This is a genomic window from Amycolatopsis suaedae (genome assembly GCF_004214935.1).
Taxonomy (GTDB): domain Bacteria; phylum Actinomycetota; class Actinomycetes; order Mycobacteriales; family Pseudonocardiaceae; genus Amycolatopsis; species Amycolatopsis suaedae.
Genome location: NZ_SFCC01000014.1, coordinates 90,667 through 115,771 on the forward strand (window position 1 = coordinate 90,667; position 25,105 = coordinate 115,771).

At 71.8% G+C, this 25,105-nt stretch carries 25 protein-coding genes; 14 read left to right on the forward strand and 11 right to left on the reverse strand.

From position 1 onward, the window contains the following. Positions 1-165: 165 nt before the first annotated feature. Positions 166-768: a TetR/AcrR family transcriptional regulator gene (locus tag EWH70_RS26110; RefSeq protein ID WP_205669262.1), complete on the reverse strand. Its 603-nt coding sequence runs from the start codon at positions 766-768 to the stop codon at positions 166-168. 59 nt (positions 769-827) lie between these two features. Between EWH70_RS26110 and EWH70_RS26115 the strand changes: the two genes are divergently transcribed. Genes EWH70_RS26115 through EWH70_RS26130 form a run of 4 tightly spaced genes read left to right on the forward strand, consistent with a single transcriptional unit; the run spans position 828 to position 3,459 of the window. After that, positions 828-1,616, forward strand: coding sequence for an SDR family oxidoreductase (locus EWH70_RS26115; protein WP_130478176.1), 789 nt, complete (start codon positions 828-830; stop codon positions 1,614-1,616). Positions 1,617-1,625: 9 nt separating this feature from the next. Further along, positions 1,626-2,693 (forward strand): NAD(P)H-dependent amine dehydrogenase family protein, encoded by a 1,068-nt coding sequence (locus EWH70_RS26120; protein WP_130478177.1) that lies wholly within the window; start codon positions 1,626-1,628, stop codon positions 2,691-2,693. A 56-nt stretch (positions 2,694-2,749) separates the two neighbouring features. Continuing rightward, positions 2,750-3,100 carry an arsenate reductase family protein gene (locus EWH70_RS26125; RefSeq protein WP_130478178.1) on the forward strand — a complete coding sequence of 117 codons (351 nt, stop codon included), beginning with the start codon at positions 2,750-2,752 and terminating at the stop codon, positions 3,098-3,100. Between the two features lie 50 nt (positions 3,101-3,150). Next, the gene (locus tag EWH70_RS26130; RefSeq protein WP_130478179.1) at positions 3,151-3,459 is read left to right on the forward strand and encodes an antibiotic biosynthesis monooxygenase; all 309 of its coding nucleotides are present in this window, start codon (positions 3,151-3,153) and stop codon (positions 3,457-3,459) included. A 4-nt stretch (positions 3,460-3,463) separates the two neighbouring features. On the opposite strand, the gene EWH70_RS26135 is transcribed toward EWH70_RS26130, so the two are convergent. Beyond that, complete coding sequence (locus tag EWH70_RS26135) at positions 3,464-4,204, reverse strand: hypothetical protein (RefSeq protein WP_240687239.1); 741 nt, start codon at positions 4,202-4,204, stop codon at positions 3,464-3,466. 8 nt (positions 4,205-4,212) lie between these two features. Further along, a complete protein-coding gene (locus tag EWH70_RS26140; RefSeq protein WP_338078615.1) occupies positions 4,213-4,782 on the reverse strand; it encodes a papain-like cysteine protease family protein in 570 nt (189 codons plus the stop codon). A gap of 198 nt (positions 4,783-4,980) precedes the next feature. On the opposite strand from EWH70_RS26140, the gene EWH70_RS26145 reads away from it, so the two are divergent. Both EWH70_RS26145 and EWH70_RS26150 read left to right on the forward strand, forming a co-directional pair. Further along, complete coding sequence (locus EWH70_RS26145) at positions 4,981-5,943, forward strand: hypothetical protein (protein WP_130478181.1); 963 nt, start codon at positions 4,981-4,983, stop codon at positions 5,941-5,943. An 87-nt stretch (positions 5,944-6,030) separates the two neighbouring features. Next, positions 6,031-7,248, forward strand: coding sequence for a serine hydrolase domain-containing protein (locus EWH70_RS26150; protein ID WP_130478182.1), 1,218 nt, complete (start codon positions 6,031-6,033; stop codon positions 7,246-7,248). Positions 7,249-7,257: 9 nt separating this feature from the next. Here EWH70_RS26150 and EWH70_RS26155 read toward each other — a convergent pair whose 3' ends face one another. Together EWH70_RS26155 and EWH70_RS26160 are read right to left on the reverse strand one after the other, a co-directional pair. Next, on the reverse strand, positions 7,258-8,070 hold the full coding sequence (locus EWH70_RS26155; RefSeq protein WP_130478183.1) for an SAM-dependent methyltransferase: 813 nt from the start codon (positions 8,068-8,070) through the stop codon (positions 7,258-7,260). 61 nt (positions 8,071-8,131) lie between these two features. Continuing rightward, the gene (locus EWH70_RS26160; RefSeq protein WP_130478184.1) at positions 8,132-9,355 is read right to left on the reverse strand and encodes a sigma-54-dependent transcriptional regulator family protein; all 1,224 of its coding nucleotides are present in this window, start codon (positions 9,353-9,355) and stop codon (positions 8,132-8,134) included. Positions 9,356-9,498: 143 nt separating this feature from the next. Between EWH70_RS26160 and EWH70_RS26165 the strand changes: the two genes are divergently transcribed. The 5 genes from EWH70_RS26165 (at position 9,499) to EWH70_RS26185 (ending at position 15,344) form a co-directional block, all read left to right on the forward strand. Beyond that, positions 9,499-11,316, forward strand: coding sequence for a flavin-containing monooxygenase (locus EWH70_RS26165; RefSeq protein WP_130478185.1), 1,818 nt, complete (start codon positions 9,499-9,501; stop codon positions 11,314-11,316). A 57-nt stretch (positions 11,317-11,373) separates the two neighbouring features. Continuing rightward, positions 11,374-11,898 carry a MarR family winged helix-turn-helix transcriptional regulator gene (locus EWH70_RS26170; protein WP_130478186.1) on the forward strand — a complete coding sequence of 175 codons (525 nt, stop codon included), beginning with the start codon at positions 11,374-11,376 and terminating at the stop codon, positions 11,896-11,898. A 90-nt stretch (positions 11,899-11,988) separates the two neighbouring features. After that, the gene (locus EWH70_RS26175; RefSeq protein ID WP_130478187.1) at positions 11,989-12,816 is read left to right on the forward strand and encodes a hypothetical protein; all 828 of its coding nucleotides are present in this window, start codon (positions 11,989-11,991) and stop codon (positions 12,814-12,816) included. Continuing rightward, positions 12,813-13,988: a fumarylacetoacetase gene (fahA, locus tag EWH70_RS26180; RefSeq protein ID WP_130478188.1), complete on the forward strand. Its 1,176-nt coding sequence runs from the start codon at positions 12,813-12,815 to the stop codon at positions 13,986-13,988. The genes EWH70_RS26175 and fahA overlap by 4 nt, the downstream gene beginning before the upstream one ends. Before the next feature lie 93 nt (positions 13,989-14,081). Next, positions 14,082-15,344, forward strand: coding sequence for an RICIN domain-containing protein (locus tag EWH70_RS26185; RefSeq protein ID WP_130478189.1), 1,263 nt, complete (start codon positions 14,082-14,084; stop codon positions 15,342-15,344). A 707-nt stretch (positions 15,345-16,051) separates the two neighbouring features. Here the strand turns inward: EWH70_RS26185 and katG are convergent. Genes katG through EWH70_RS26205 form a run of 4 tightly spaced genes read right to left on the reverse strand, consistent with a single transcriptional unit; the run spans position 16,052 to position 21,231 of the window. Continuing rightward, complete coding sequence (gene katG / locus EWH70_RS26190; RefSeq protein ID WP_130478190.1) at positions 16,052-18,328, reverse strand: catalase/peroxidase HPI; 2,277 nt, start codon at positions 18,326-18,328, stop codon at positions 16,052-16,054. Beyond that, positions 18,329-18,769, reverse strand: a complete 441-nt coding sequence (locus tag EWH70_RS26195; RefSeq protein ID WP_130478191.1) for a Fur family transcriptional regulator — start codon at positions 18,767-18,769, stop codon at positions 18,329-18,331. A 49-nt stretch (positions 18,770-18,818) separates the two neighbouring features. Continuing rightward, complete coding sequence (locus EWH70_RS26200) at positions 18,819-20,069, reverse strand: SLC13 family permease (RefSeq protein ID WP_205669263.1); 1,251 nt, start codon at positions 20,067-20,069, stop codon at positions 18,819-18,821. Positions 20,070-20,100: 31 nt separating this feature from the next. Beyond that, complete coding sequence (locus EWH70_RS26205; protein ID WP_130478192.1) at positions 20,101-21,231, reverse strand: PrpF domain-containing protein; 1,131 nt, start codon at positions 21,229-21,231, stop codon at positions 20,101-20,103. A gap of 116 nt (positions 21,232-21,347) precedes the next feature. On the opposite strand from EWH70_RS26205, the gene EWH70_RS26210 reads away from it, so the two are divergent. After that, entirely contained in the window at positions 21,348-22,301 is a 954-nt protein-coding gene (locus tag EWH70_RS26210; RefSeq protein WP_130478272.1) for a LysR family transcriptional regulator, read from the forward strand. A 6-nt stretch (positions 22,302-22,307) separates the two neighbouring features. Here EWH70_RS26210 and EWH70_RS26215 read toward each other — a convergent pair whose 3' ends face one another. Next, on the reverse strand, positions 22,308-22,709 hold the full coding sequence (locus EWH70_RS26215) for an arsenate reductase ArsC (protein WP_130478193.1): 402 nt from the start codon (positions 22,707-22,709) through the stop codon (positions 22,308-22,310). Positions 22,710-22,766: 57 nt separating this feature from the next. On the opposite strand from EWH70_RS26215, the gene EWH70_RS26220 reads away from it, so the two are divergent. Both EWH70_RS26220 and arsB read left to right on the forward strand, forming a co-directional pair. Further along, a complete protein-coding gene (locus EWH70_RS26220; RefSeq protein ID WP_130478194.1) occupies positions 22,767-23,087 on the forward strand; it encodes an ArsR/SmtB family transcription factor in 321 nt (106 codons plus the stop codon). Further along, positions 23,084-24,160: an ACR3 family arsenite efflux transporter gene (gene arsB, locus EWH70_RS26225; protein WP_276320578.1), complete on the forward strand. Its 1,077-nt coding sequence runs from the start codon at positions 23,084-23,086 to the stop codon at positions 24,158-24,160. The genes EWH70_RS26220 and arsB overlap by 4 nt, the downstream gene beginning before the upstream one ends. A gap of 14 nt (positions 24,161-24,174) precedes the next feature. Here arsB and EWH70_RS26230 read toward each other — a convergent pair whose 3' ends face one another. Beyond that, positions 24,175-25,023: a LysR family transcriptional regulator gene (locus EWH70_RS26230; protein WP_130478195.1), complete on the reverse strand. Its 849-nt coding sequence runs from the start codon at positions 25,021-25,023 to the stop codon at positions 24,175-24,177. Between the last annotated feature and the right edge of the window lie 82 nt (positions 25,024-25,105).

Below are 25,105 nucleotides of genomic sequence, written 5' to 3' on the forward strand. Positions count from 1 at the left end.
ACGAACACCTGTTCGAATAAACCACTCTCCCGTGGGACAAATTGGCGATTTTTACCCGGCGGCGCGGTTCCGCGCCACTCCCGGCGCGCCGCGAACGCGATGGCCGAGCCTGCCGTCTCCTGGACACTCGTCGTCAGCCCGGCGGGCCAACCGGGCATGGCGGGACTAGGCCGCCGGGGCGAACAACATCGCGTGCAGCATCGCGGCGATATCGGCCAGTGCGTCGGCCGACGACGTCGCGGTGCCCGCCTCCACGGCCCGCTCGTGGTCGGCCAGCAGGGCGAACTCGGTGGTCGCCAGCGCGGACAGCCGGCGCGCCCGCAACGCGGCCGGTATCGGCTTCAGTGCACGCTCCAGCCGCGCCAGGATGATCCGGATCGCCGGCGGCTGGGTGTCCGGCGCGCCCAGCGCACGCATCGCCGGATGGGCGCGAACCTGTTCGAGGAACCGCGCGTGATGGGTCGCGCCGTCTCGCCGGGCGACGGTGAAGATCGGCTCGACCAGCGTGGCGATCAGCCGCCGCGGATCGGCGCCGTCACCGGCGGCCTCCAGTTCGGCCAGGCGGCGCAACCGCTCGTCCTCCTCGGGACCGAGCCGGTGGCCGACGATCGCCGCGATCAGCCCGTCGCGGTCGCCGAAGTGGTACTGCACGGCGGAGTTGTTGCGCTGCCCGGCCGCCACGCAGATCTCGCGCAGCGGCACGTCCGGCCCGCGCTCGGCGATCAGCCGTTCGGCGGCCAGCATGATCTGCTCACGGGGACTGGACACGGGCATATTTTAATACACACACCTTGACCTATTAAGCATTGACGCTTAACACTGGAGCCATGGTTCCCGACATGTTCCGGCTGACCGGCCGGGTCGCCGTGGTGACCGGTGCGGGCCGGGGGATCGGGGCCGCCGTCGCGGTGGCGTTCGCCGAGGCCGGAGCTGACGTGGTGATCGCCGCCCGCACCGGGACCGACCTCGCCGACGTGGCCGGGCGGGTGGCCGAAACCGGCCGCCGGGCCCACGTGGTGGCGGCCGATCTGTCCGAACCGGACACCGCCGCCGGGCTCGCCGGGACCGCGCGGGCGGAGTTCGGCAGGCTCGACATCGTGGTGAACAACGTCGGCGGCACCTACCCGATGCCGTTCCTGGACACCACGCCGGAGTTCCTCGACGAGGCCTTCCGGTTCAACGTCGGCACCGCCCACGCGCTGACCAGAGCCGCCGTGCCGGTCATGCTCGACGGCGGCGCGGGCGCGGTCGTCAACATCTGTTCGACCATGTCGTGGGCGGCAGGCCGCGGGTTTCTCGGCTACGGCACGGCGAAAGCCGCCCTGGCCCACTACACCCGGCTGGCCGCGGCCGACCTGGCGCCGAGGATCCGGGTCAACGCCATCGCCGTCGGCTCCACGCTGACCTCCGCACTCCAGGTCGTCGCGGGCAACCCGGAGATCCGGGCGCGCATGGAGAACGCGACGCCGCTGCGCAGGCTCGGCACCCCCGAGGAGATCGCCGCCACCGCGCTGTACCTGGCCAGCGACGCGGGCGGTTACGTCACCGGCAAGATCCTGGAGGTCGACGGCGGAGTCCAGGCACCCAACCTCGAACTCGGGCTACCGGATCTGTGAGGGAGAACGATGACCTATCGCGTGGTGCAGTGGAGCACCGGCAACGTCGGCAGGCACGCCATCGCGGGCATCGACGCCCGCCCGGACCTGGAACTGGCCGGCGTCTGGGTGTCCAGCGAGGCCAAGGCGGGCAGGGACGCCGGTGACCTGGCCGGTCTCGGCCGCACCCTCGGCGTCACGGCCACCACCGACGCCGACGCGCTGCTGGCCCTGCGCCCGGACTGCGTCGTGCACTGCGCCATGGCCGACGACCGGCTGACCGAGGCCGTCGAGGACCTGCAACGGTTCCTGCGCGCCGGCATCAACGTCGTCTCCTCCGGCCCGGTGTTCCTGCAGTACCCCTACGGCCTGCTGCCACCGGACTCCATTGCCGCCATCGAGCAGGCCGCCACCGAGGGCGGCGCGTCGCTGTGGGTCAACGGCATCGACCCCGGCTTCGCCAACGACTGGCTGCCGCTGGCGCTGACGTCGGTGTCCGAGCGCATCGACCAGGTCCGCTGCCTGGAGATCCTGGACTACTCGACCTACGACAACGCCAAGGTCCTGTTCGACATCATGGGATTCGGCAAGCCACTGGACGAGAAACCGCTGCTGCTGCAGCCGGGCGTGCTGACCCTGGCGTGGGGCAGCGTCGTGCGCCAGCTCGCCGCCGGGCTCGACGTCGAACTGGACGGCGTGGAGGAACAGGTCGAGCGGATCCCCGCGCCGGAGTCGTTCGACATCGCCAGCGGCCGCGTCGAGGAGGGCACCGCCGCGGCGCTGCGCTTCGAGGTCCGCGGCATGCGGGGCGGCAGGGCGGTGACCGTGCTGGAACACATCACCCGCCTGCGTGGCGACCTCGGGCCGGACTGGCCGCAGCCCACCGGCCAGGGCGGCTACCGGGTGGTCGTCACCGGCGAACCGAACTACACGCTGGACCTGCGGATGCTCGGCACCGACGGCGACCACAACACCGCCGGGCTCAAGGCCACCGCCATGCGCCTGGTCAACGCCGTCCCCGCCGTCGTGGAGGCCCGGCCGGGCCTGCTCACGGCACTGGACCTGCCGCTGGTCACCGGGCGCGGGCTGGTCAGCTGAGCGGTTCGCCTGCCACCTCCGCGCCCACGGGGACGCGCCTGCTGGACAATGCCGGGATGGAGATCTGGCACAACCCGCGCTGCAGCAAGTCCAGGGCGGCGAAGCAGGCCCTGGACGAGGCGGGTACCGAGTACACCGAGCGGCGTTACCTCGACACCCCGCCCACGGCCGCCGAGCTGACCGAGGTGCTCGCCAAGCTGGGCCTGGAACCGTGGGACATCACGCGTACCGGGGACCCGGCCGCCCGGGACCTCGGCGTCGCGGACCTGCCCCGCGACGCCGCGAACCGCGACCGCTGGATCCGGCTGCTCGCCGGCAACCCGGCGCTCATCCAGCGCCCGATCGTGATCGACGGCCCGCGCGCCGTCGTGGCCCGGACCGAGGAATCCCTGCGCGAGATCCGGTAACTTCGGCGCGTGAAGGGGCGAGCGGGGGTGGCCCGACCGGGAGGACAACCGTGATCGCACGCATCTGGCGCGCGTCCGCCACGGCGGACAACGCGGCGCGGTACCGCGAGCATTTCACCAGCGCCGTGCTGCCGGAACTGCGGACCGTCGACGGATTCCTCGACGCCGTGCTGCTGGAACGCGATCGCGGCACGGACGTCGAGATCCAGGTGATCACCCGGTGGAGTTCGCTGGACGTGATCGGGAGTTTCGCCGGTGCCGACGTCACCGCCGCCAACGTCGCGCCGGACGCCGTCGCGGTGCTGACCGAGTTCGACTCGACCGTCACGCATCACACGGTGACGGCCGAGTCGAACTGACGGTTCAGCCGCGGACGGCCCGGCGCAGCCGCAGCCCGGCCACGCCGGCCGCGACCAGGCCCAGCCCGCCGAGGGCCAGCGGCAGGACCGGGGAGTCCTCTTCGGACGAAGGCCCGTAGCCGCCCGCCTTCCCGTCGGCGGCGTAGCCGGACCCGGCCTGCTTGTCGCCGTAGCGCTCGCCGACCGCCCGCTGGTAGTCCGCCACCGTCACGACGTCGCCCGCGGCCCGGCCGCTGCCGCCGGGGTCGAGGACGGTCAGCCGGCCGGACTCCGTGGCGTACCAGGCGTCCACCTGCGGCTCGTGCAGCAGGACCGCGCCGCCGGGCAGCTTCCCGGCGAGCCGGAACTCCTCGTCACCGGAGGCCAGGTTGCCGACCGTCCAGCCGCCGCCGTCGCGCACGACCTGGACCGTCGCGGTCCGGCCGTCACCGGCGACGGCGGGCACGGCCAGGTAGGCGAGCCTGCCCGGCTCGGCCCCGGCGGCACCGGCGACGAACTCCGCCGACAGCGTGTACACCGGCAGCACCGTCTCGCCGACGGTCACGGCCGTCGCGGCTGCCGGGGCGCCCTCGCGGACCCGCAGGTCGCCGAGGAAACCGGCCAGGGCGTGGACGGTCGACGGCGCCGCGGCGGCGGACCGCGCGGCGTCGGCGTCGGCGGGGACCGGCGCGGCTCCTGCCGCGCCCGCCGTGGCGAACATGCCCGCCGTCAGCACGGCACCGGCGATCAGGACACGGGTCATCATGGCCGCGTTCACCTCGCGATTCCGGTCAGGGTGTGGGTCCAGGAGAACTGGTTGTTGCTGATGTAGTTGCGGTAGGTCGAACGGTTGTAGCGGGGGTTGCTGCCCCACGGATCGGCCCAGTCGACGTACTGCCCGCCGCTGTCGCTGTAGCCGTAGATGGCGTGCATGTGCCCGCCGCCGGACGACCACAGGATCCGGGTCTCGATCGGCTGCCTGCGGTCGATCTGGGTGCGGATCGCGCTGTAGCTGAGGTAGTTCGACAGGTAGTTGCCCGGATCGGAGTAACCGAGCCGCTGGAACGCGTACCGGACCTCGCCGAGGTGGCCCTGGTTGTTGTAGCAGTCGCGGCCGGACTCGTCGTGGGCCAGCTGGCAGAACCGCGTCTGGTTGACCGACGTGCCGTGGTAGACGGCGATGCTGGTGCCCGCGGCGGCCCAGCACCAGTTGCTCTTCTGCTGGGCCTGCATGGTGAAGTCCAGGCGGGCGTCCGGCTCCGCGGTGGCCGGCAGCTGCGCGAGCAGCATGCTGCCCAGGACCGTCCCGATGGCGATGGCGGCGCGTGAACGCAGGGTGCTCACAGGCGCTCCTTCCATGGTGACTCGAGGTGGGGGAGCGCCACCGTGGCCGGACGCGCGGACCTGCCGCAAGAGCCCCGGTTTCACGCCGGGACCGTTCCGCCCGGCAGTGCGTCGTGCGGTACCCGCCGTCCGCCGGTTGTGTGAACGTTCCGCCCTGTTCACACTGGCCGAAAGTCACAATCCAGCCGGAGGGCGACGATGCCCGATCACGCGACCGAGGAACTGCCGCCCGGTCTGGCCAGCGCTCTCCGTTACGGAACGTTCCACGACGCCCTGCGCCTGGCGATCACCCACCGCGGCCTGTCGCTGTCCCGGCTGCGTGCCCACCTCGTGCGCCACCACGTCGCGGTCGGCCAGTCGACGCTGAGCTACTGGCAGCGGGGCCTGCGCAGGCCCGAGGTGCCGCACGCCCTGCCGACGGTCCGCGCGCTGGAGAGCGTGCTGCACCTGCCCGCCGACTCCCTGGTGACCCTGCTCGGCCCGCGGCGGGCCCGCACCCCGTGCCTGTCGCTGAAGACCTCGTTCTCCCAGCTGCGCCCGGCCACCACCGGCCCGGTGGTGGACGACCTGCTGGCCGAGCTGGGTGCCTACCCGGCGCCGACCCGCTACAACGCCGACGTCGACCTGCTCACCGTGCACACCGAGGTGACCCTGAACAGCCGCGGCGCCATGGCCGAGGTCGCCTCCCGGCTGGTGGTCCGCGGCAGGGCGGGCAGGCCCGACCGGTACACGATCGTCCACACCGCGGACCCGGGGCAGCGCAGCGGACCGGTCGAGCTGCGTGCCGCCGACGGCTGCCGGGCCGGGCGCATCCGCAGGCACGGCGACGGGATCCTCGCCGCCGAGCTGCTGTTCGACCGCAGGCTCGCCGAAGGCGAGGTGCACGTGTTCGGCTACGCCGTGCGCGACACCTGCGAGACGACCTCGCCCGGCTACTTCCGCATGCTGCGCGATCCGGTGTCCAGTTACCTGCTGCAGATCAGGTTCTCGCCGGCGACCCTGCCCGCGCGCTGCGTCCGCGAGTTCCGGGCCTACGAACACAGCGCCCCCACCGAGGAGGAGGACCTGGTCTGCGGCCTCGGCGCCGTGGCCAGCGCCTACTTCGACGGCGCCGGCCCCGGCATCGCCGGAATCGGCCTGGAGTGGAACCAGACTCCCTGACCCGTGTCAGCGCCGTGGCGGCCCGGTGTCAGCAACGCCGGTGATCGTGGTCCTCGTCAACGGGGATCAACGACAAGGAGACAGGCAATGACTGGCACGAACGGTGTCGAGGACGGCTGGGGCAAGGTCGCCGACGTGTTCCGCGCCAACTTCGACCGGGGCGACGAGCTGGGTGCGGCGTGTGCGGTCTACGTGGACGGCCGCCCGGTCGTCGACCTGTGGGACGGCGTGGCCGACCGCGCGGCGAACCGGCCGTGGGGGCGGGACACCATCGCACTGGTCGCGTCCACGACGAAGGGCGCCGTCGCGATCTGCGCGCACCTGCTGGCGCAGCGCGGTGAGCTGGACCTGGACGCGCCGGTGACCCGCTACTGGCCGGAGTTCGGTGCGGCGGGCAAGCAGGACATCCCGGTGCGCCTGCTGCTGTCGCACCAGGCCGGCCTGCCGGTCGTCGACGGGCCGCTGACGTTCGACGACGTCGTCGCGTGGGACCCGGTGATCCGCGCGATCGAGGCGCAGAAGCCGTTGTGGCAGCCGGGAACCGAACACGTCTACCACAGCGTGACCTTCGGTTTCCTGGTCGGCGAGGTGATCCGGCGGATCTCCGGGAAGTCGGTCGGCCGGTTCTTCGCCGACGAGGTGGCCGCCCCGCTGGGGCTGAGTGCCTGGATCGGGCTGCCGGAGGAGCAGGAGCACCGGGTGGCGCACATCGAGAACGCCGCCCCGCTCAGCCTGGAGGACATGATCGCCGGGCTGATCGAGGTGACCGGGCTCGACGCGGACACGGTCACCGCCTGGATCAACACCATGTGGGGACCGGACTCGGTCCAGGCCCGTGCCAACGTGCTCGGCGGCGCCTTCACCGACCCGGAGGCACACAACACGCGGGCCTGGCGGGCCGCCGAGATCCCGGCGGGCAACATGCTCACCGACGCGCGGTCGCTGGCCCGGATGTACGCCGCCACGGTCAGCGACGTCGACGGCGTGCGGTTGCTCGATCAGGCGACGGTCGAGCGGGCGACGGTCGTCCAGACCGACCGGACGCCGATGCACGGCCTGCCGCCGGAGCTGGACGTCCCGGCCGACCGGTCCTTCTACATGTCGCTGGGGTTCTGGCGGGCGTGCGCGCCGATGCCGATGCTCGGCCCCGGGTCGTTCGGTCACCCCGGCGCCGGCGGGTCGATCGCGTTCGCCGACCCCGACGCCAAGGTGGGCTTCGGCTACCTCACCAACCTGTGGAACTACCGCAGCGACGACCCGAGGGCGCTGGAGCTGATCAAGGCCGTCCGGGCCTGCCTGGGCTGACCGCTGGGGTCAGGGCTTGTACCCGACGCCGCCGGTCATGAAGCGGACGCCGACGGTGGTCGCGTCGGTGATCACCTTCTCCGGGCGCCACAACGGAAGCGGGACGATGCCCGGCGGGATCAGCTCGAGGCCGGTGAAGAACCGGGCGAGTTCCTCCGGGCTGCGGACGCGGCCGGTGCCCAGCTGGGAGAGCAGGACGCGCTCCAGTTCCTGGCTCTGCGGCGAGTCGCCGAGCTTGGTGAAGTTGGTGATGAACAGGTACGAGCCCGACGGGACGGCCTCGCGCAGGGTGTCGACGATGTTCTGCGGATCCTCCTCGTCGAGGATGTGGTGCAGGATGCCGCAGAGCATCACGCAGACCGGCTTGGAGAAGTCGATCAGCCCGCGCACCTCCGGGTTGTCGAGGACCTCCCTCGGCTTGCGGATGTCCGCGGTGATGATGCCGACGTTGTCGTTGTCCTGCAGGCGTGCGCGGCCGTGGGCGAGGACGATCGGGTCGATGTCGACGTAGGCCACGCGGGCGTCCGGGTTGGCCTCCTGGGCGACCTCGTGGGTGTTGCGCACGGTCGGCAGACCGGACCCGAGGTCGAGGAACTGGGTGATGCCGGCCTCGGTGGCCAGGTGCCTCACCACGCGGTGCAGGATCTCGCGGTTGTGCCGGGCGATCTCCTTCAGCTCCGGCATGACCGCGAGACTGGCCTCGGCGACCTGCCGGTCGATGGCGTAGTTGTCCTTGCCGTCCAGCATCACGTCGTAGACGCGGGCGGCGGTGGGGACGCCATCGTCCAGGATCACCGGCTCCGGCTGTTCTGTGGCTGACATCGGTGTCAGATCCTCCTCGCGGCCCCGACTGCAAACTCGGTGCCCGAGGATAGCGGTTCGGTCACGTGGTGTCACCAGCGGCACCACCGGGCCGGATGACGAGGCTGACCCCGGCGGCGAGCCGGTACGGCCGGGTGGCCACGACGGCGCCCAGCAGCCTGCGCAACCGGGACACCTCGGCCCGCGCGGTCACCACGTGCCCGGCGTCGCCGAACAGCGCCCGGCTCAGTGCCTCCGCGGACAGCCCGGCCGGACCCGCCTTGTGCAGCAGGGTCAGGATCTCCGCGTGGCGCCGGGTGATGGCCCGGCGCCAGCCGGTGTCCCCGGTGCGCACCCGCAGCAGCGGGGTGGCGCCCAGTTCCAGGTCGAGCAGCAGGGTGCGGCCGTCACCGGCCGGCCGGATCAGCCAGCCGTGCGCCAGGCGCTCGGGCAGGCAGGCCCCGACGCCGGGGACCGCGACCGGCCGGTCCGCCCGGGGCGCGGCGACGCGGTCGCCGACCGCGACACCGCTGCTGTGCGCGACCCAGCCGTCGTCGTCGACGACGAGCGCGGCGCCGGAAATACCGGCCAGCACCGGCTCGGCGCTGCGCCGCAACCGGTCCAGCCGCTGCTGGTGGGCCCGCCACAGCTCGGCCTCGGCCAGCCGCCTGCCCGTCTCGACCAGCGCGCCGACCGCCGGGTGCAGCGCCAGCGCCGGGCCGCTGACGTCGATGATGCCGAGCAGGTCGCCGGTACGCGGGTCGTGGATCGGGCAGGCACTGCAGTACCAGGGATGCTGGCCCTGCTCGAAGTGCTCGCCCGCGAGCAGCTCGACCGGGGCGGCCTCGGCCAGCGCCGTGCCGATCGCGTTGGTCCCGACCCGGGCCTCGGTCCAGTCGGTGCCCTCGATGAAGCCGAGGTCGTCGGCGCGGCGGCGGACCGCGGCGGTGCCCGAGCGCCACAGGATGACGCCGTCGGCGTCGGTCACCACGAACAGCATGTGGGCGGCGTCGGAGGTGGCGCCGATGATCTGCCCGAGGCCGTCCACGACCTCCCGCAGCGGTGAGTCGTTGCGGCGCCGCGCGAGCTCGTCCTCGCCGAGCGAGTCGCGTTCGTTCATGCCGTCCGCGGTGAGCCCGAGCCGCAGCATCCGCGACCACGACTGGGACACGACGTCGCGCGGGCGCACCGGCGGGCGGCCGCCACCCAGCACGGCCTCGTGCATGCGGACCAGGTCCCTGGCGTAGGCGGGCAGATGCCGCCCCGGCGGGAGAGCGCCGTGCACCGACCTCACCTCCCGCGTCATCGCGTCAGCCGTCCCAGGATAGGTGCGGTGCCGGACCGGTCGCCAGGCCACCGGCGTGCAATTCCGTGCAACCCTTTCGGCGCCCCTCCCGCCGCGGGTGTGATCGGCGCTACACCACGATCGCCGTTGCTGGAGGAGTTGCGATGTCCCAAACGCTGGACCGGGTGCAGGTGGAGCCGTCCGCCCAGGCCCGGGTGGACGCCTGGCTGGCCCGCTTCGAGTCGGCGCTCGCGGCCCGCGATGCCGAGGCCGCCTCGGCGCTGTTCGCCGTCGACAGTTACTGGCGGGATCTGGTGGCGTTCACCTGGAACCTCAAGACGGTGGAGGGCCGGGCCGGGGTGGCCCACCTGCTCACCGCGTGCCTGGACGCCGTCGACCCGTCCGGGTTCCGCACCACGGAGCCGCCCGCGGAAGCCGACGGCGTCGTCGAGGCGTGGATCGAGTTCGAGACGGCGGCCGGCCGCGGCAGGGGACACCTGCGGCTGACCGACGAGGGTGCCTGGACGCTCCTGACCAGCCTGCGTGAGCTGAAGGACTTCCCGGAACCACGCGGAGACCGCAGGCCCAAGGGCGTGCGGCACGGCGCGCTCGAGGACCGCAGTTCCTGGGCCGAGGAACGGGACCGCGAGCGCGCGGAGCTGGGCTACACCCGGCAGCCGTTCGTGGTGGTCGTCGGCGGCGGGCAGGGCGGTATCGCGCTGGGGGCGCGGCTGCGCCAGCTCGGCGTGCCCGCGCTGGTCGTCGAGCGCAACGACCGTCCCGGCGACTCCTGGCGCAAGCGTTACAAGAGCCTCTGCCTGCACGACCCGGTCTGGTACGACCACCTTCCGTACCTGCCCTTCCCGGACAACTGGCCGGTCTTCGCGCCGAAGGACAAGATCGCGGACTGGCTGGAGATGTACACCCGGGTCATGGAGGTGCCCTACTGGACGCGGTCGACGGTCACCTCGGCCGCGTTCGACGAGCAGGCGGGGCGCTGGCGGGTCGTCGTCGACCGCGACGGCGAGCAGGTCGTGCTCACCCCGGAGCACCTGGTGTTCGCCACCGGCATGTCCGGCAAGCCGAACCTGCCCTCGTTCCCCGGCATGGACGTGTTCGAGGGAGACCAGCACCATTCCTCGCAGCACCCCGGCCCGGACGCCTACGCGGGCAAGAAGGCCGTCGTCATCGGCTCCAACAACTCCGCGCACGACATCTGCGCCGCGCTGTGGGAGCACGGCGCCGACGTGACCATGGTGCAGCGCTCGTCCACCCACGTCGTGAAGTCGGACTCGCTGATGGAACTCGGCCTCGGCGACCTGTACTCGGAACGGGCCGTGCGCGCGGGCATGACCACCGAGAAGGCCGACATGGTGTTCGCCTCGCTGCCGTACCGGATCCTGCACGAGTTCCAGATCCCCATCTACGACAAGATCAGGGAACGGGACGCGGAGTTCTACCAGCGGCTGGAGAAGGCCGGTTTCCGGCACGACTGGGGTGACGACGGGTCCGGGCTGTTCCTGAAGTACCTGCGCCGCGGCTCCGGCTACTACATCGACGTCGGCGCGTCGGAACTGGTGGCGGACGGCAAGATCGCGCTGGCGCACGGCCAGGTCGACCACCTCACCCGGACCGGAGTGGTCCTCGCCGACGGCACCGAACTCGACGCCGACCTCGTCGTCTACGCCACCGGCTACGGCTCGATGAACGGCTGGGTCGCCGACCTGTGCGGGCAGGAGATGGCCGATCGGGTCGGCAAGTGCTGGGGCCTGGGCTCGGGCACCACCAAGGACCCGGGGCCGTGGGAGGGCGAGCAGCGCAACATGTGGAAGCCGACCCAGCAGCCCGGGCTGTGGTTCCACGGCGGGAACCTGCACCAGTCCCGGCACTACTCGCTCTACCTCGCCCTGCAGTTGAAGGCACGGTACGAGGGGCTGCCGACCCCGGTGTACGGCCTGCAGGAGGTGCACCACCTGTCCTGAGGCGCACCGTCAGGTAGTTTAGATATTGACTATCTGAGTGGACGGCGGGGCGTGAACATGGCCGAGGGCGAGCTCGACTTCTGGTCCTTCATCGAGCTCGCCCACCGCCGGCTCGCCGGTGAGTTCGGCTTCGAGCACCAGCTGGCCACCGAGGTGCTGCTGACCCTCAACCGCGCCTCCAGCGTCGTCACCTACGACCTGGAGGCCAGCGTCCACCGGCCGAGCGGCCGGTCGTGGTCGGCGTTCCGGCTGCTGTTCGTCACCTGGCTCGCCGGGCCGCTGGAGGCGAAGAAGGCGGCCGAACTCACCGGGATGAGCCGCGCCGCGGTGTCCAACCTGGCCAAGCCGCTGGTCGCGGACGGGCTGCTGGACCGGTCGCCGAGCCGCAGTGACGGGCGCTCGGTCCTGCTGGCCCTCACCGCGCGCGGCCACCGGGAGATGGTCGAGGTGTTCGGGCGGCAGAACCGCCGCGAGCACGAGTGGACCAGCGTGCTCACCGAGGCCGAGCAGCGCATCCTGGTCCTGCTGCTGAACAAGCTCATCACCAACCGCGACCAGTTCGACGTGCGGGGCCGTAGCTGAGGCGGCGCGGGGGCCGGCGGGCCCTTGCGCCCGCATAGGGTAGTAAATACCTTGACTACATTGGCCCGAGCCGGAGGAAGGAACTGCGGGATGAGCGTCTTCGCCCGGTTGCTCGACGACGCGGCGGTGTTCCCGCCGGGACTCACCCCGCTGCCCGAGGCCGTGCCCGCCCACGCCCGGCACCGGCGGTCCCGTTACCGCGACATGGTCGGCCCGCTCGTCCTGGCGGCACCCGCGCTGGACGAGCTGGGCGCGCTCCTGGACGGCCCGCTCGAGCTGAGTGTGACGGCGCCGGGCGGGCCCGCGCAGCTGCCCGGCGTCATGGCCGCCGCGGCGGCGCTGCCCGTCCGGCTGCAGAGCCTGGAGGTCGCGGCGCCGGAGGGCATGAGCGCCACCGGGTTCTTCGGCGCGCTCGGCCCGGCGGGGGAGGTGCCCGTGTTCGTCGAGATTCCCCGCGACGAGCGGCGCGCGGACTTCCTCGCGGCCTGCGCGGACACCGGCCGTCAGGCGAAGTTCCGCACCGGCGGGGTCCGTGCCGAGCTGTACCCGGACGAGGCCGAGCTGGCCGCGGCGGTCGGCGCGGCCGTGCGGGCCGGGGTGGCGTTCAAGGCGACCGCCGGGCTGCACCACGCGATCCGCAACACCGACCCGGAGACCGGTTTCGAGCAACACGGTTTCCTGAACCTGCTGCTGGCCACCGCGGCGGCGATGTCCGGCGCGGGCGACGCCGAACTGGCCGCCGTGCTCGCCGAGCGGGACGGCGCGGCGGTCGCCGCCCAAGTGTCCACTGTGGACGAGTCGGTGCGCGAGCGGTTCCGGTCGTTCGGCACCTGCAGTGTCATCGAACCCGTCACCGAGCTGGCGGCACTCGGCCTGGTACCGGCCGGGCTGGCCGAGGAAGAGGGAGAGACCGCGTGACCAGGATCGACATCCCCCGGGATTCGCTGTTCGGCAAGGACAATCTGCCCTACGGCGTGTTCTCCGTGGCAGGCGGCGAGCCGCGGGTGGGCGTGCGGGCGGGCGACCACGTCGTCGACCTCGCCGCCGCGCTCGGCGACGACGTCTTCGCGCGGTCGTCGCTGAACGCGTTCATGGCACGGGGATACGACTTCTGGACCGGGACCCGCCGCCGGATCGGCGACCTGATCGCCGGGGACGTCCCGGACGCCGCCGTGCACCCGGTGAGCGAGGTGCGCCTGCACCTGCCGGTGGAGATCGCGGACTACGTCGACTTCTACGCCTCCGAACACCACGCGAGCAACCTCGGCAGGCTGTTCCGGCCGGACGCCGAACCGTTGCTGCCCAACTGGAAGCACCTGCCCGTGGGCTACCACGGCCGGGCCGCGACGGTGGTGGTCTCCGGCACCGACATCGTGCGCCCGAAGGGCCAGCGCAAGGCCCCGGCCGAGACCGAGCCGACGTTCGGCGAGTGCCGCCGGCTCGACATCGAGGCCGAACTGGGCTTCCTCGTCGGCACCGGCTCGCCGCTGGGATCGGCCGTGCCCGCCGCGGAGTTCTCCCGCCGGGTGTTCGGCGCGGTTCTGGTCAACGACTGGTCGGCCCGCGACATCCAGGCGTGGGAGTACGTGCCGCTGGGCCCGTTCCTCGGCAAGAGCTTCGCCACCTCGATCTCGCCGTGGGTGGTGCCGCTGCAGGCGCTCCAGGCTGCCCGCGTGCCCACCCCCGTCCAGGACCCGCGGCCGTTGCCGTACCTGCGCGAGGACGAGCCGTGGGGACTGGACATCGACCTGTCGGTGTCCTGGAACGGCGAGGAGGTCTCCCGGCCCCCGTACCGCACGATGTACTGGTCGCCCGCCCAGATGCTGGCGCACCTGACGGTGAACGGCGCGTCGACGCGGACCGGCGACCTGTACGCCTCGGGCACCATCTCCGGGCCGGAGAAGGCGCAGCGTGGCGCGTTCATCGAGCTGACCTGGGGCGGCAAGGAGCCGGTCCGCGTCGGCGGCGAGGAACGCACGTTCCTGGAGGACGGCGACGAGGTCGTCATCTCGGCCACCGCGCCGGGCGCGGACGGCGGCCGGATCGGCTTCGGCGAGGTGCGTGGCCGGATCCTCCCGGCGGTCAGCTGAGCCCCTTTCCTGTGGTCGGACCGTGAAGACCGGCCGGGCCCGCGCGGTCAGGATTGACGACGGCCGCGCGATCCCGAGGGAAGGTGGCAACACATGGGAACACACCGGTTCAGAACCCTGGTGCCGGTCGCCGTGCTGGCGATGGCGGGACTGCTGGTGCCCTCGGCCGGGGCGTCCGGCGGGAGCCCGGTGGTGGCCGATCCGCCGTCGGCGTTCACCGACGCGCCACCCGCGCCCAGTGCCGGAGCCGCCGCGACCATCTGCGAGGGCGACGGCGTCAGCGGCCGCCGCGTGCAGGCCATCTACGTGCGGGGCGACCAGCAGCCGGACCGGCACGGTCAGCTGCGCGAGCAGTTCCAGTCCTACGCCGACCAGATCGACCAGGCTTTCGTCGAGGCCGCCGCGCGCACCGGCGGCGTCCGGCACGTGCGGTTCGTGCACGACTCCGCCTGCCGGGCGGTGATCGGCAACGTCGTGATCCCGCAGTCGTCGATGACCGACTGGCGGACCATCACCGACGCGCTCAAGGCACGCGGCTACGACCGGTCCGACCGCAAGTACCTGTTCTGGTACGAGAACTCCGGCTGCGGCCTGGCCTACGGCAACGGCGGCGACGACCGGCCAGGCGCGGACAACCCCTACAACGCCGGCCCGCACTACGCCGCGCTCGGCACCGGCTGCTGGTCGTGGCAGGCCAGCGCACACGAACTGCTGCACACGCTCGGCGCCGTGCGTGCCAGCGCGCCGCACGCCAGCAAGCACGGCCACTGCTGGGACGACGAGGACATCATGTGCTACGACGACGGCGGCCTGCCGAACCCGCCGGGCGGCCTGGTCAAGGTGTGCCAGGGTGCGCCGGAGAACCAGATCGACTGCGGCAACGACGACTACTTCCACCTCAACCCGCCGGCCGGCAGCTACCTGGCCACCCACTGGAACGTGGCCAACAGCCTGTATCTCACCGGCTCCACCGGCGGCTCGGGACGCATCATCGGTGTCGGCGGCAGATGCCTGGACGTCCAGCAGAGCAACACCGCCGACGGCACACCGGTGCAGCTGTGGAACTGCAACTGGACCGGTGCGCAGCAGTGGACGGTCCGCGGCGGCACCGTCTCCGCGCTGGGCAAGTGCCTCGACGTCGCCGAGAGCGGCACCGCCAACGGAACCCCGGTGCGGCTGTGGACCTGCAACGGCACCGGCGCCCAGGTGTGGGAAACCGGCTCCGGTGGCGCACTGCGCAACCCGCAGTCGGGCCGGTGCCTGGACACCAGCGGCGGCGCCTCCGCCGAGGGCACCCGCGTGGTCATCTGGGACTGCACCGGCGCGGCCACCCAGAACTGGGGCCCGCACGCCTGACGAAGCACGTGAAGGCCACCTTCACCACGTCAGACGTCAGGGCCGCGGCAAAGTCCGGGTGCTGTGCGCCCCCAATGTGGCATTGGGGGAGTTGAAGTTCCCCAATGCCACATTGGGGGAGGTTGCTGGGTCTCTTTCGTGGTGACGGCTGGGTCTGCTGGGACGGGTGTGACTGGTGAGGCCGCGACCGCCGGGCGGGATGGTCGTGAAGGCCACCTTCATCACATGAGACGACAGAAACTCGGCCTTCACACCGAACAACGACGCTGCCCGCCCACGTGTCCAGGCCAACATGCCGTGAAGGGGGCACTCACGGCATGAGACGCCGTGAGTGCCCCCTTCACGGCAACGTCACCTCGGGCGTCACCTCGGGCAGGGCGAGGTGGGTGGTCCCGAGCGCAGAACTCGCGTGCCGGAATGCAGAACTCGCGTACGTGAGCGCAGAACTCACGATGTGGAGCGGGTTCTCACTCGGTGCCGGTCACCCGCGTGAACGGGCCGTTCGCGCGAGTCCTCCTTTCCCGACCCGCGAGTCGACCGTTCCCGACCCGCGAATTCCACGCTCCCGCCGTGCCACCGGGCCACTCGCCGCGAGTCACGCGCTCAGGAACGCGAGTGTCGGCTTCCGGAACGCGAATGACGCGCTCCGGACCACCCGACTTTGCCGGGCCCTGGCGTCTCATGCCGTGAGGGCCCCTTCGCGTGCCTCAGGCCAGGTCGAACCGGTCCAGTTCCATGACCTTCGTCCACGCCGCGACGAAGTCGGCGACGAACTTCTCGTGCGCGCCCCGGCCGGAGTAGACCTCGGACAGGGCCCGCAGCTGGGAGTTGGAGCCGAACACGAGGTCCACCGCGGTGGCGGTCCACTTCACCTCGTCGGTGGCCGCGTCGCGGATCTCGTAGACGTTCTCCTCCGACTCCGACACCTTCCACCGGGTACCCGGCGAGAGCAGGTTGGTGAAGAAGTCGTTGGTGAGCACGCCGGGCCGGTCGGTGAGCACGCCGTGCCGGGTGCCGCCGAAGTTGGTTCCCAGGCCGCGCAGGCCGCCGACGAGGACGGTCATCTCGGGCGCGGTCAGGCCGAGCATGTAGGCGCGGTCGACCAGCAGTACCTCGGGCTGGAGCTTCTCCCCGGCCCGCAGGTAGTTGCGGAACCCGTCGGCGTGCGGCTCGAGCACGGCGAACGACTCGACGTCGGTCTGCTCCTGGGTGGCGTCGGTGCGGCCGGGGTGGAACGGCACGGTCACCTCGGCACCGGCCTCACGTGCCGCCTTCTCCACGGCCGCCGAACCGGCCAGCACGATCAGGTCGGCCAGCGAGATCTTCGCGCCGCCCGCCGCGTTGAACTCGCGCTGGATGCCTTCCAGGGTCTCCAGGACCCGCGCGAGTTGCTCAGGCTGGTTGACCTCCCAGTCGCGCTGCGGCTCGAGCCGGATCCGGGCGCCGTTGGCCCCGCCACGCTTGTCGGTGGACCGGAAGCTGGCGGCGGAGGCCCAGGCCGTGGTGACCAGCTGCGCCACCGAGAGACCGGAGTCGAGCACCTTCGCCTTCAGGGCGGCGATGTCGGCCTCGCCGACGAGTTCGTGGTCGACGGCGGGAACCGGGTCCTGCCACAGCTGTGGCTCGGGCACCCACGGGCCGAGGAAGCGGCTGACCGGGCCCATGTCCCGGTGCAACAGCTTGTACCAGGCCTTGGCGAACGCCAGCGCGAACTCGTCGGGGTTGTCCAGGAAGCGGCGGGAGATCTTCTCGTAGACCGGGTCGAAGCGCAGCGACAGGTCGGTGGTGAGCATGGTCGGCTTGTGCTTCTTGGCCGGGTCGTACGGGTCCGGGATGATCTCCGGCGCGTCCTTGGCGACGTACTGCTTGCCGCCACCGGGGCTGGTGGTCAGTTCCCACTCGTAGCCGAACAGGATCTCGAAGAACCGGTTGCTCCACTCGGTCGGCCGGTCGGTCCAGGTCACTTCCAGGCCGCTGGTGATCGTGTCCGGGCCCCCGCCGCTGCCGTGGGTGCTCAGCCAGCCCAGGCCCTGCGCCTCCAGCGGCGCGGCCTCGGGTTCGGGGCCGACGTGGTCGTCGGCGACACCGGCGCCGTGCGTCTTGCCGAAGGTGTGGCCGCCGGCGATAAGGGCCACGGTCTCCTCGTCGTTCATCGCCATCCGGGCGAAGGTCTCCCGGATGAAGTGGGCCGCCGCCCGGAAGTCCGCGCTGCCGCGCGGCCCCTCGGGGTTGACGTAGATCAGGCCCATCTCCGTCGCGCCGACGTCGGGCACCATCTCGGTGTCACTGGCGTAGCGCTCGTCTCCGAGCCAGTCGTCCTCCGGGCCCCAGAAGATCTCCTCGGGTTCCCAGATGTCCTCGCGGCCGAAGCCGAACCCGAACGTCCGGAAGCCCATCGACTCCAGCGCGACGTTTCCCGCGAACACGAGCAGGTCGGCCCAGGAGATCCGCTGGCCGTACTTCTCCTTGACCGGCCACAGCAGCCTGCGTGCCTTGTCCAGGTTGGCGTTGTCCGGCCAGCTGTTGAGCGGGGCGAACCGCTGGGTGCCGTCGCCGGCCCCGCCGCGGCCGTCGTGGATGCGGTAGGTGCCCGCGGCGTGCCAGCTCATCCGGATCATCAGGCCGCCGTAGTGGCCGAAGTCGGCGGGCCACCAGTCCTGCGAGGTGGTGAGCACCTCGGTGATGTCCCGCTTGAGCGCCTCGACGTCGAGCTTGGCGAACTCCTTGGCATAGCTGAAGTTCTCGCCCAGCGGGCTGGCCTTCGGCGAGGGGGCGTGCAGGACCGAGAGGTCGAGCTGGTTGGGCCACCAGTCCCGGTTGGTGCGCGGACGGCCGCCGGTCTTGGCCGTCGGCGAGTCGATCGCCGGGTTCTCGCTCTCGCTGCCGTGTGCGGTGACCGAGTCGTGTGCCACCGGGCAGCCCGCCGCGGCCTTCTTGTCCACACCCTGTGCGCTGGACGGTGTGTTGTCCGGGATGTCGCTCATTTACGTCCTTCCGGGTTCGTGGTGGGTGGGCAGGGCCGCGCAACCGGGGCAGGTGCCCCAGTAGACGACCTCGGCCTCGTCGATCAGGAAACCGTGGTCTGCCGAGGCGGCCAGACACGGAGCGGGACCGGCCGCGCAGTCGACGTCCTCGATCGCACCGCAGGAACGGCAGACGACGTGGTGGTGGTTGTCGCCCACCCGGGTCTCGTACCGGGCGAGCGCGCCGGCGGGCTGGATGCGCCGCACCAGGCCGGCGTCGGTCAGCGCGCGCAGCACGTCGTAGACAGCCTGGTGTGACACGCTGGGAAGCTCCGCCCGTACCAGCGTGAGAACAGTCTCGGTGTCGGCATGCGGGTGGTCACGCAGTGCGGCGAGCACGGCCAGCCGGGGCCGGGTCACCCGCAACGAGGCCGCCCGCAGCTGCGCCTCGAATCCGGACATCACCCAGGACCCTAGGACGGTATCTGGAACCGGTCAAATTAAGCGCGGTCTACAGGGCGCCGGGCAGCACGAAGACACCCCACGCCACGGCCGGGCCGAAACCGACGATCGCGCAGGTGTACCCGACCACCTGCCGGTAGAAGCGCTGCCGGTCGACGCCCTTGGCGTTGCTGAGCACGAGTGCCCCGTTGGTGGAGAACGGGGAGACGTCGACGATGGTGGTCGAGATCGACAGCGCGGCGATCAGTCCGGCGGCGTTCAGGTGGCTGGACAGCAGCAGGGGGACCGCGATCGGGATGATCGCGGTGAGGATCGCGGTCGACGAGGCGAACGCCGAGGTGACCGCGACCGTGAGGCACAGCAGGAAGGCGACGAGCAGCGGGGCACCCATGCCGGCGGCGTGCTCGGAGATGGCGTCGATGGTTCCCGCCTTCTCCAGGATGCCCACGTAGGTGACCATTCCGGCGACGAGCAGGATGGTGGACCAGCTGATGCCCTCGACCGCCTTCGCCTGGTTCTTCATGTCGGTCAGCGCGAGCAGGGCACCGGCCGCCAGCGCCAGGAAGCCGATCTGCAGGTGGAAACCGAGCGCGCCGACGATGAGGCCGGCGAGCGCGGCCAGGGTGAGCCACTGCCGCCAGGAGACACCGTCGTGCTCCGGCCCGGCGCCGCCGTCCGCGTCCGTGCCGGCCGGCCCGGGCCGGTTTCTATTGCGCAGCCACAGGAACGTCACCGCCGAGAGCAGGGCGTTGAACCCGAAGCTGGCGAGGAACAACACCACCGGCGCCACCTGCAGCTGGGTGTCGGCGATCATCCCGTTCACCAGGACGCCGGACACCGCGATCGGGGAGAAGGCGCCCGCGTGCCCGCCGCAGATGATCATCATGCCCATCATCAGCGGGCTCATCCCGTGCCGGAACGCGATGTTCATGCCGACCGGGACGAGCAGCGCGACCGCGGCCGGGGTGAACGTGCCGAACGCGGTCAGCACGGCGGCGACGGTGAACAGCACCCACGGGATCAGCGCGACCTTGCCGCGGACCAGCCGCACGCCGTAGCTGACGATCAGATCGACGGTCCCGTTGCGCTGCGCGACCGAGAACAGGTAGGTGACCCCGACGATCGTCACGAACAGCGAGACCGGGAAGCCTTCGAAGATCTGTTCCTCGTCCAGGCCCAGCGCCGCCGTTCCGATGACGAACGCGGCGACGAAGGCCAGGATTCCGATGTTGATCGGGAGCAGCGTCCCGACCACGAACATCACGGCGAGTGCGCCGATGGAGATCAGCTCTGGAGACATCGTTGTCCTTGGGGTCAGTGGGTGGACGAGACTAACCGGGGGAGTGGGCCAGGGTCCGGCGCCGCGGGTCCGGGACGAGGATGCGGGCCTCGCAGATGACCCGCGCGGCACGCCGGACGGTGACCCGCCGCGGATATCCGCCTTCGGTGTCCGCGCAGGCGACGTCGACGACACCGGCCGGCGTGCCGATCCGCACCCGCGGCAGACCGGCCGCGGTGGACGCGCGGTGGACCACGGACCCGTCGATCAGGTTGGCCAGCGCGATGCCGACCGCCGAGGTCAGCCCGATCGCCGGATGCGGTGCGTTCATCGACAGCATCCGCACCGTGACGTCGTGGTCGCGGGCGGAGACCGGCTCGCCGGTGGAACTGAGGTAGCCGGCCGGCGGGCCGACCAGGCCCACCTTGGGAACGGCGTCGGTGTGCGCGGCTCCCGCCGGGCGAAGCCCCATGACGTCGGCGGCGGCATGCCGGATCGCCCGCAGCCACGGCACGTCGGCTCCGAGAACGGCCGGGGACTCGGCGCCGGTGCGTCCCACCGAACCGGCGTCGACGAGGCTCATCGGTGCCCCGGCGTCGAGCAGGCTCACCCGCGCGCGCCTGCCGCCCGCGTCCAGCCGCTCGGCGGCGGCGCCGGTGGGCAGCAGTGAGCCGGTGGTCCCGCCCGCCGGGTCGAGGAACGTCAGGCCCACCGCGACGCCACCGGAGCGGGTGCCCGGCACGGTCACGTCGCCGAACTCGTGCACCACGCCACCCGCGGTGTCCACCGTGGCCTCCAGGACGGCGCCGGTGTTGACGTTGCGCAGCACCACGGTCGTCCGGTCGCCGGTAACCGGCACCAGGCCGCGGCCGACCGTCCACAGTGCGATGGCCGTGGCGCAGTTGCCGCAGTTGCTGCCCCACTCGACCGCGGGAACCCCGATGCCGACCTGGCCGAAGAGGTACTCGACGTCGATGCCCGGGGCGTGGCTGGGCCGGACGACGGCCGCCTTCGATGTGGTCGGGGTGGCTCCGCCGACCCCGTTCAGTTGCACCGGGTCGTCGGCGCCGTAGGCGTTGACGAGCAGTTCCTCGATGCCGGCCAGGGACGCGGGAACGTGCTGCTGGTCGAACAGCCAGCACTTGCTGGTGCCGCCACGGACCAGCGTCGCGGGAACGTGCACTCCGGACACCTCACTCTCGCCTGCCGGACGCAGTTCACCCTGACGACACCGAGGGTTGAGCACAATGCCCGTTCTCTTACACTGGCTTAAGCACGGCTAAAGTCGAAGGGGTGCCGATGCCGGACGTCCGCCGGATCCTGCTGCTCGCCGAGGTCGCCACGCACGGCTCGCTCACGGCGGCGGCCGAGGCCTCGGGAATGACCACCTCCGCCGCTTCCCAGCAGATGTCGCGCCTGGAAGCCGAGGCGGGCCAGCCGCTGCTGGTCCGCCTTCCCCGGGGCATCCGGCTGACCGACGCCGGTGCCGCCCTCGCCGAACGGGGGCGGGCCATCCGGCGGCAGCTGCGCGCGGCGCAGGCGGACCTCGACGCGTTCGCCCGGCTGGACAGCGGAACGCTGCGGCTCGGCTCGTTCCCGACGGCCAGTGCGAGCCTGCTCCCGCTGGCGCTGACCCGGTTCTCCCGCAAGTTCCCCGGCACGCACACGACCGTCCGCGCCGCGATGCTGGCGCAGCTGCTGGATTTCCTGCACACCGGCGAGGTCGAGCTGGCCCTGCTGTGGGAGTACGACTGGCGCCGGGTCGAGGACGACCAGCTGAGCCTGACCCGCCTGCTGGACGATCCGACGGTGCTCGTCGTGCCCGCCAACTCCGAGTTGCTGGAGCGGGCCGAGGTCAGCCTCACCGCGCTGGCAGGCCAGTCGTGGATCATCCGCGCCGACAATCACCCGGTCGCCGAGGTGCTGCGCCGCAGTTGCCGTCTCGCCGGCTTCGAACCGGTCATCGCCTACGAATCACACGACTACCAGGAGGCGCAGGCGATGGTCGCGGCCGGGCTCGGCATCGCGCTGGCCCCGCGGCTGGCACTGACCAACCGCCGCAACGACGTGCGGCTGGTCCCGTTCGGCTCGGACGTCCCGGCGCCCACCCGGCGCATCCTGCTCGCCCGCCCCGAGGGGCGCGAGCCCACCCCCGCGGCCGCGGCGATGACCACGATCCTTCAGGCCGTGGCGGCCAAGTTCAGCGAACCCGACCTGCGCCGCAACCAGCTCGGCACCGTCCACACGCGATAGTCCGGCTCAGTCGAGCAGTTCGGCGAGCAGCCGGCGGACCCGGCGGTCGATGTCGTCGCGGATCGGGCGGACGGCGTCCACGGCCCGGCCCGCCGGGTCGTCGAGCTGCCAGTCCAGGTAGCGCTTGCCGGGGAACACGGGGCAGGTGTCGCCGCAGCCCATGGTGATCACCACGTCGGACGCCTCGACCCCCTCGGCCGACAGCTTCGCGGGGATCTCGCCGGTGATGTCCAGGCCCCATTCGGCCAGCGCCTGCGCGGCGGCAGGGTTGACCCGGTCGGCGGGCTCGGAGCCGGCCGAGCGGACGGCGACGCGGCCCAGGGCGTAATGCCGCAGCAGCGCCGCGGCCATCTGCGAGCGGCCCGCGTTGTGCACGCAGACGAACAACACTTCCGGAACGGCGGGCACGGCGTTCTCCTTCGTGAGCGCTGACTACGCTTGAGTGTAACCTGATACCATCGGAGAATGAATTCAGTGTCACCTGATGTGTTGCCGGTGGAGCTGCTGCGGCTGGTGGCCGATCCGCTGCGTGCCCGGATCATCGGCCTGCTCGCCAGGGAGACCCTGTGCGCCAGTCACCTGGTCGAGGAGACCGGGGCGAGCCAGACCAACGTGTCCAACCACCTCAAGCTGCTGCGCGAGGCCGGTCTGGTGACCACCGAGCCCTGCGGCCGCTACACCTACTTCACCCTGCGGCCGGCCGTGCTGCGTACCCTCGGCGAATCCTTCACCCGGCTGGCCGAGATCGCCGAAACCCACGCCGGCACCAAGCGGGCCTGCCCGTGAACGCCGGGGCCCCAGCCAGGCTGTCCTTTGTGGACCGGTTCCTGCCGGTATGGATCATCGCCGCCATGGGCGGCGGGCTGCTGCTCGGCAGCGCGGTTCCGGGCCTGCAGGGCCTGCTGGAGTCGGTGAAGGTCGGGAGCATCTCGGTGCCGATCGCGCTCGGGCTGCTGCTGATGATGTACCCGGTGCTGGCCAAGGTGCGCTACGACCGGCTCGGCACCGTCACCCGCGACCGGCGCACCCTGCTGCTGTCGCTGGTGCTGAACTGGGTCGCCGGGCCCGCCCTGATGTTCGCCCTGGCCTGGCTGATGCTGCCCGACCTGCCCGAGTACCGCACCGGCCTGATCATCGTCGGCCTGGCCCGGTGCATCGCCATGGTCGTCATCTGGAACGACCTCGCCTGCGGCGACCGCGAGGCCGCCGCCGTGCTGGTGGCGCTGAACTCGGTGTTCCAGGTGCTGATGTTCGGTGTGCTCGGCTGGTTCTACCTCGACCTGCTGCCCGGCTGGCTCGGCCTGCACAGCGAAGCCGTCGCGTTCTCGTTCTGGGAGATCGTGCTCAACGTCGCGGTGTTCCTCGGCATCCCGCTGCTGGCCGGCTACCTCACCCGCCGCTCCGGCGAGAAGGCCAGGGGCCGCGCCTGGTACGAGGCGGAGTTCCTGCCCCGGATCGGCCCGGTCGCCCTGTACGGCCTGCTGTTCACCATCGTCGTGCTGTTCGCGCTGCAGGGCGAGACCATCACCGCCCAGCCGTTCGACGTCGCCCGCATCGCCCTGCCGCTGCTGGTCTACTTCGCCGTGATGTGGGGCGGCGCCTACGCCCTCGGCAAGGCCGCCGGGCTGACCTACGAACGCACCACCACGCTGGCGTTCACCGCCGCGGGCAACAACTTCGAGCTGGCCATCGCCGTGGCCATCGGCGTCTTCGGCGTCACCTCCGGCCAGGCGCTGGCCGGCGTCGTCGGCCCGCTGATCGAGGTGCCCGTTCTCGTCGCGCTGGTCTACGTGAGCCTCCGGCTGCGCGGGCGCTGGGCTGCCCGCGAGGGGGGCGCTGCCCGGGCCGGCACGTCCTGATCCGGCGCACGGCGTCAGTCGCCGAAGGCCACCCGGTGTGCCGCGACGCAGGCAGCCGGAAGGTCGTCCGGCACGGCGACACTTCCGGTGATCGTCGTGCGCGGTGCGAGCGGGAGCGCGCGCACCCGGGTGGAGCGGATCTCGGCCGCCTGATCGGCTGGCAGCACCGTCCAGCCGCGGGGGTCGGAGCCGACCTCCACGATCGTGTCCTGGACGGTCCCCGTCCGGCGGGCGGGCAGCGCCTGGACCCCGGCCTCCCGCAGCGCGGTGACCACGGCGGGGTCGTGGTCCTGGGAGATCCGGAGAGGTCCGCCGGCCAGCTCCGCCACGCCGACCTCCGCCGCGGCGGCGGCCGGATGCCGCGTGGACACCACCGCCAGCAGCGGCTCGGTCCACGCCGACAGGACCCGCACCCCGGCCGCCGAACGCACCCCGCGCGCCAGCGCCAAGTCGATCTCCCCGTGCCGCAGGGCGCTCAGCCGGGCGGGCAGCGGCAGGTCGACGAGCACGACGTCGAACGCCGGAGCACGCTCCCGCAGTACGTCGATCCCGCGTTCCAGGCGGGCGGTGAACTGCCCGGCGCCGGTGCCGATGCGCATGACACCCGCCTGCGCCCGCGCCACGACCCGGACCCGGTCGGCGGCCGCGAGCGCGGCCCGCGCCGCGTCGAGCACCCCGTGCCCGGCGGGGGTGAGCCGGACCCGTCGGGGTGAGCGGTCGAACAGCTGGACGCCGAGCTCGCGTTCCAGCCGCGCGATCTGCCTGCTGACCGCCGGCTGGGCGATATGCAGCCGCTCGGCGGCACGGCCGAAGTGCAGTTCGTCGGCGACCGTGACGAAGTACCGCAGTGCCCGTAGTTCCACCGGCCCTCCCTGCGACGATGCCGCCAGGTTATCGCAGCGCGTCGGCCCTGGCGCTGGTTCACCGCGGGCTGCCGTGCTGGAG

Bases quoted from the DNA above. Each gene is read 5' to 3' on its own strand.
- EWH70_RS26185 (WP_130478189.1), top strand. From the start codon at position 14,082: ATGGGAACACACCGGTTCAGAACCCTGGTGCCGGTCGCCGTGCTGGCG.
- EWH70_RS26150 (WP_130478182.1), top strand. From the start codon at position 6,031: ATGACTGGCACGAACGGTGTCGAGGACGGCTGGGGCAAGGTCGCCGAC.
- EWH70_RS26220 (WP_130478194.1), top strand. From the start codon at position 22,767: ATGAATTCAGTGTCACCTGATGTGTTGCCGGTGGAGCTGCTGCGGCTG.
- EWH70_RS26120 (WP_130478177.1), top strand. From the start codon at position 1,626: ATGACCTATCGCGTGGTGCAGTGGAGCACCGGCAACGTCGGCAGGCAC.
- EWH70_RS26195 (WP_130478191.1), bottom strand. From the start codon at position 18,769: ATGTCCGGATTCGAGGCGCAGCTGCGGGCGGCCTCGTTGCGGGTGACC.
- EWH70_RS26200 (WP_205669263.1), bottom strand. From the start codon at position 20,069: ATGTCTCCAGAGCTGATCTCCATCGGCGCACTCGCCGTGATGTTCGTG.
- EWH70_RS26175 (WP_130478187.1), top strand. From the start codon at position 11,989: ATGAGCGTCTTCGCCCGGTTGCTCGACGACGCGGCGGTGTTCCCGCCG.
- EWH70_RS26170 (WP_130478186.1), top strand. From the start codon at position 11,374: ATGGCCGAGGGCGAGCTCGACTTCTGGTCCTTCATCGAGCTCGCCCAC.
- EWH70_RS26125 (WP_130478178.1), top strand. From the start codon at position 2,750: ATGGAGATCTGGCACAACCCGCGCTGCAGCAAGTCCAGGGCGGCGAAG.
- katG (WP_130478190.1), bottom strand. From the start codon at position 18,328: ATGAGCGACATCCCGGACAACACACCGTCCAGCGCACAGGGTGTGGAC.
- EWH70_RS26145 (WP_130478181.1), top strand. From the start codon at position 4,981: ATGCCCGATCACGCGACCGAGGAACTGCCGCCCGGTCTGGCCAGCGCT.
- EWH70_RS26155 (WP_130478183.1), bottom strand. From the start codon at position 8,070: ATGTCAGCCACAGAACAGCCGGAGCCGGTGATCCTGGACGATGGCGTC.
- EWH70_RS26165 (WP_130478185.1), top strand. From the start codon at position 9,499: ATGTCCCAAACGCTGGACCGGGTGCAGGTGGAGCCGTCCGCCCAGGCC.
- EWH70_RS26160 (WP_130478184.1), bottom strand. From the start codon at position 9,355: ATGACGCGGGAGGTGAGGTCGGTGCACGGCGCTCTCCCGCCGGGGCGG.
- EWH70_RS26210 (WP_130478272.1), top strand. From the start codon at position 21,348: ATGCCGGACGTCCGCCGGATCCTGCTGCTCGCCGAGGTCGCCACGCAC.
- EWH70_RS26135 (WP_240687239.1), bottom strand. From the start codon at position 4,204: ATGATGACCCGTGTCCTGATCGCCGGTGCCGTGCTGACGGCGGGCATG.
- EWH70_RS26115 (WP_130478176.1), top strand. From the start codon at position 828: ATGGTTCCCGACATGTTCCGGCTGACCGGCCGGGTCGCCGTGGTGACC.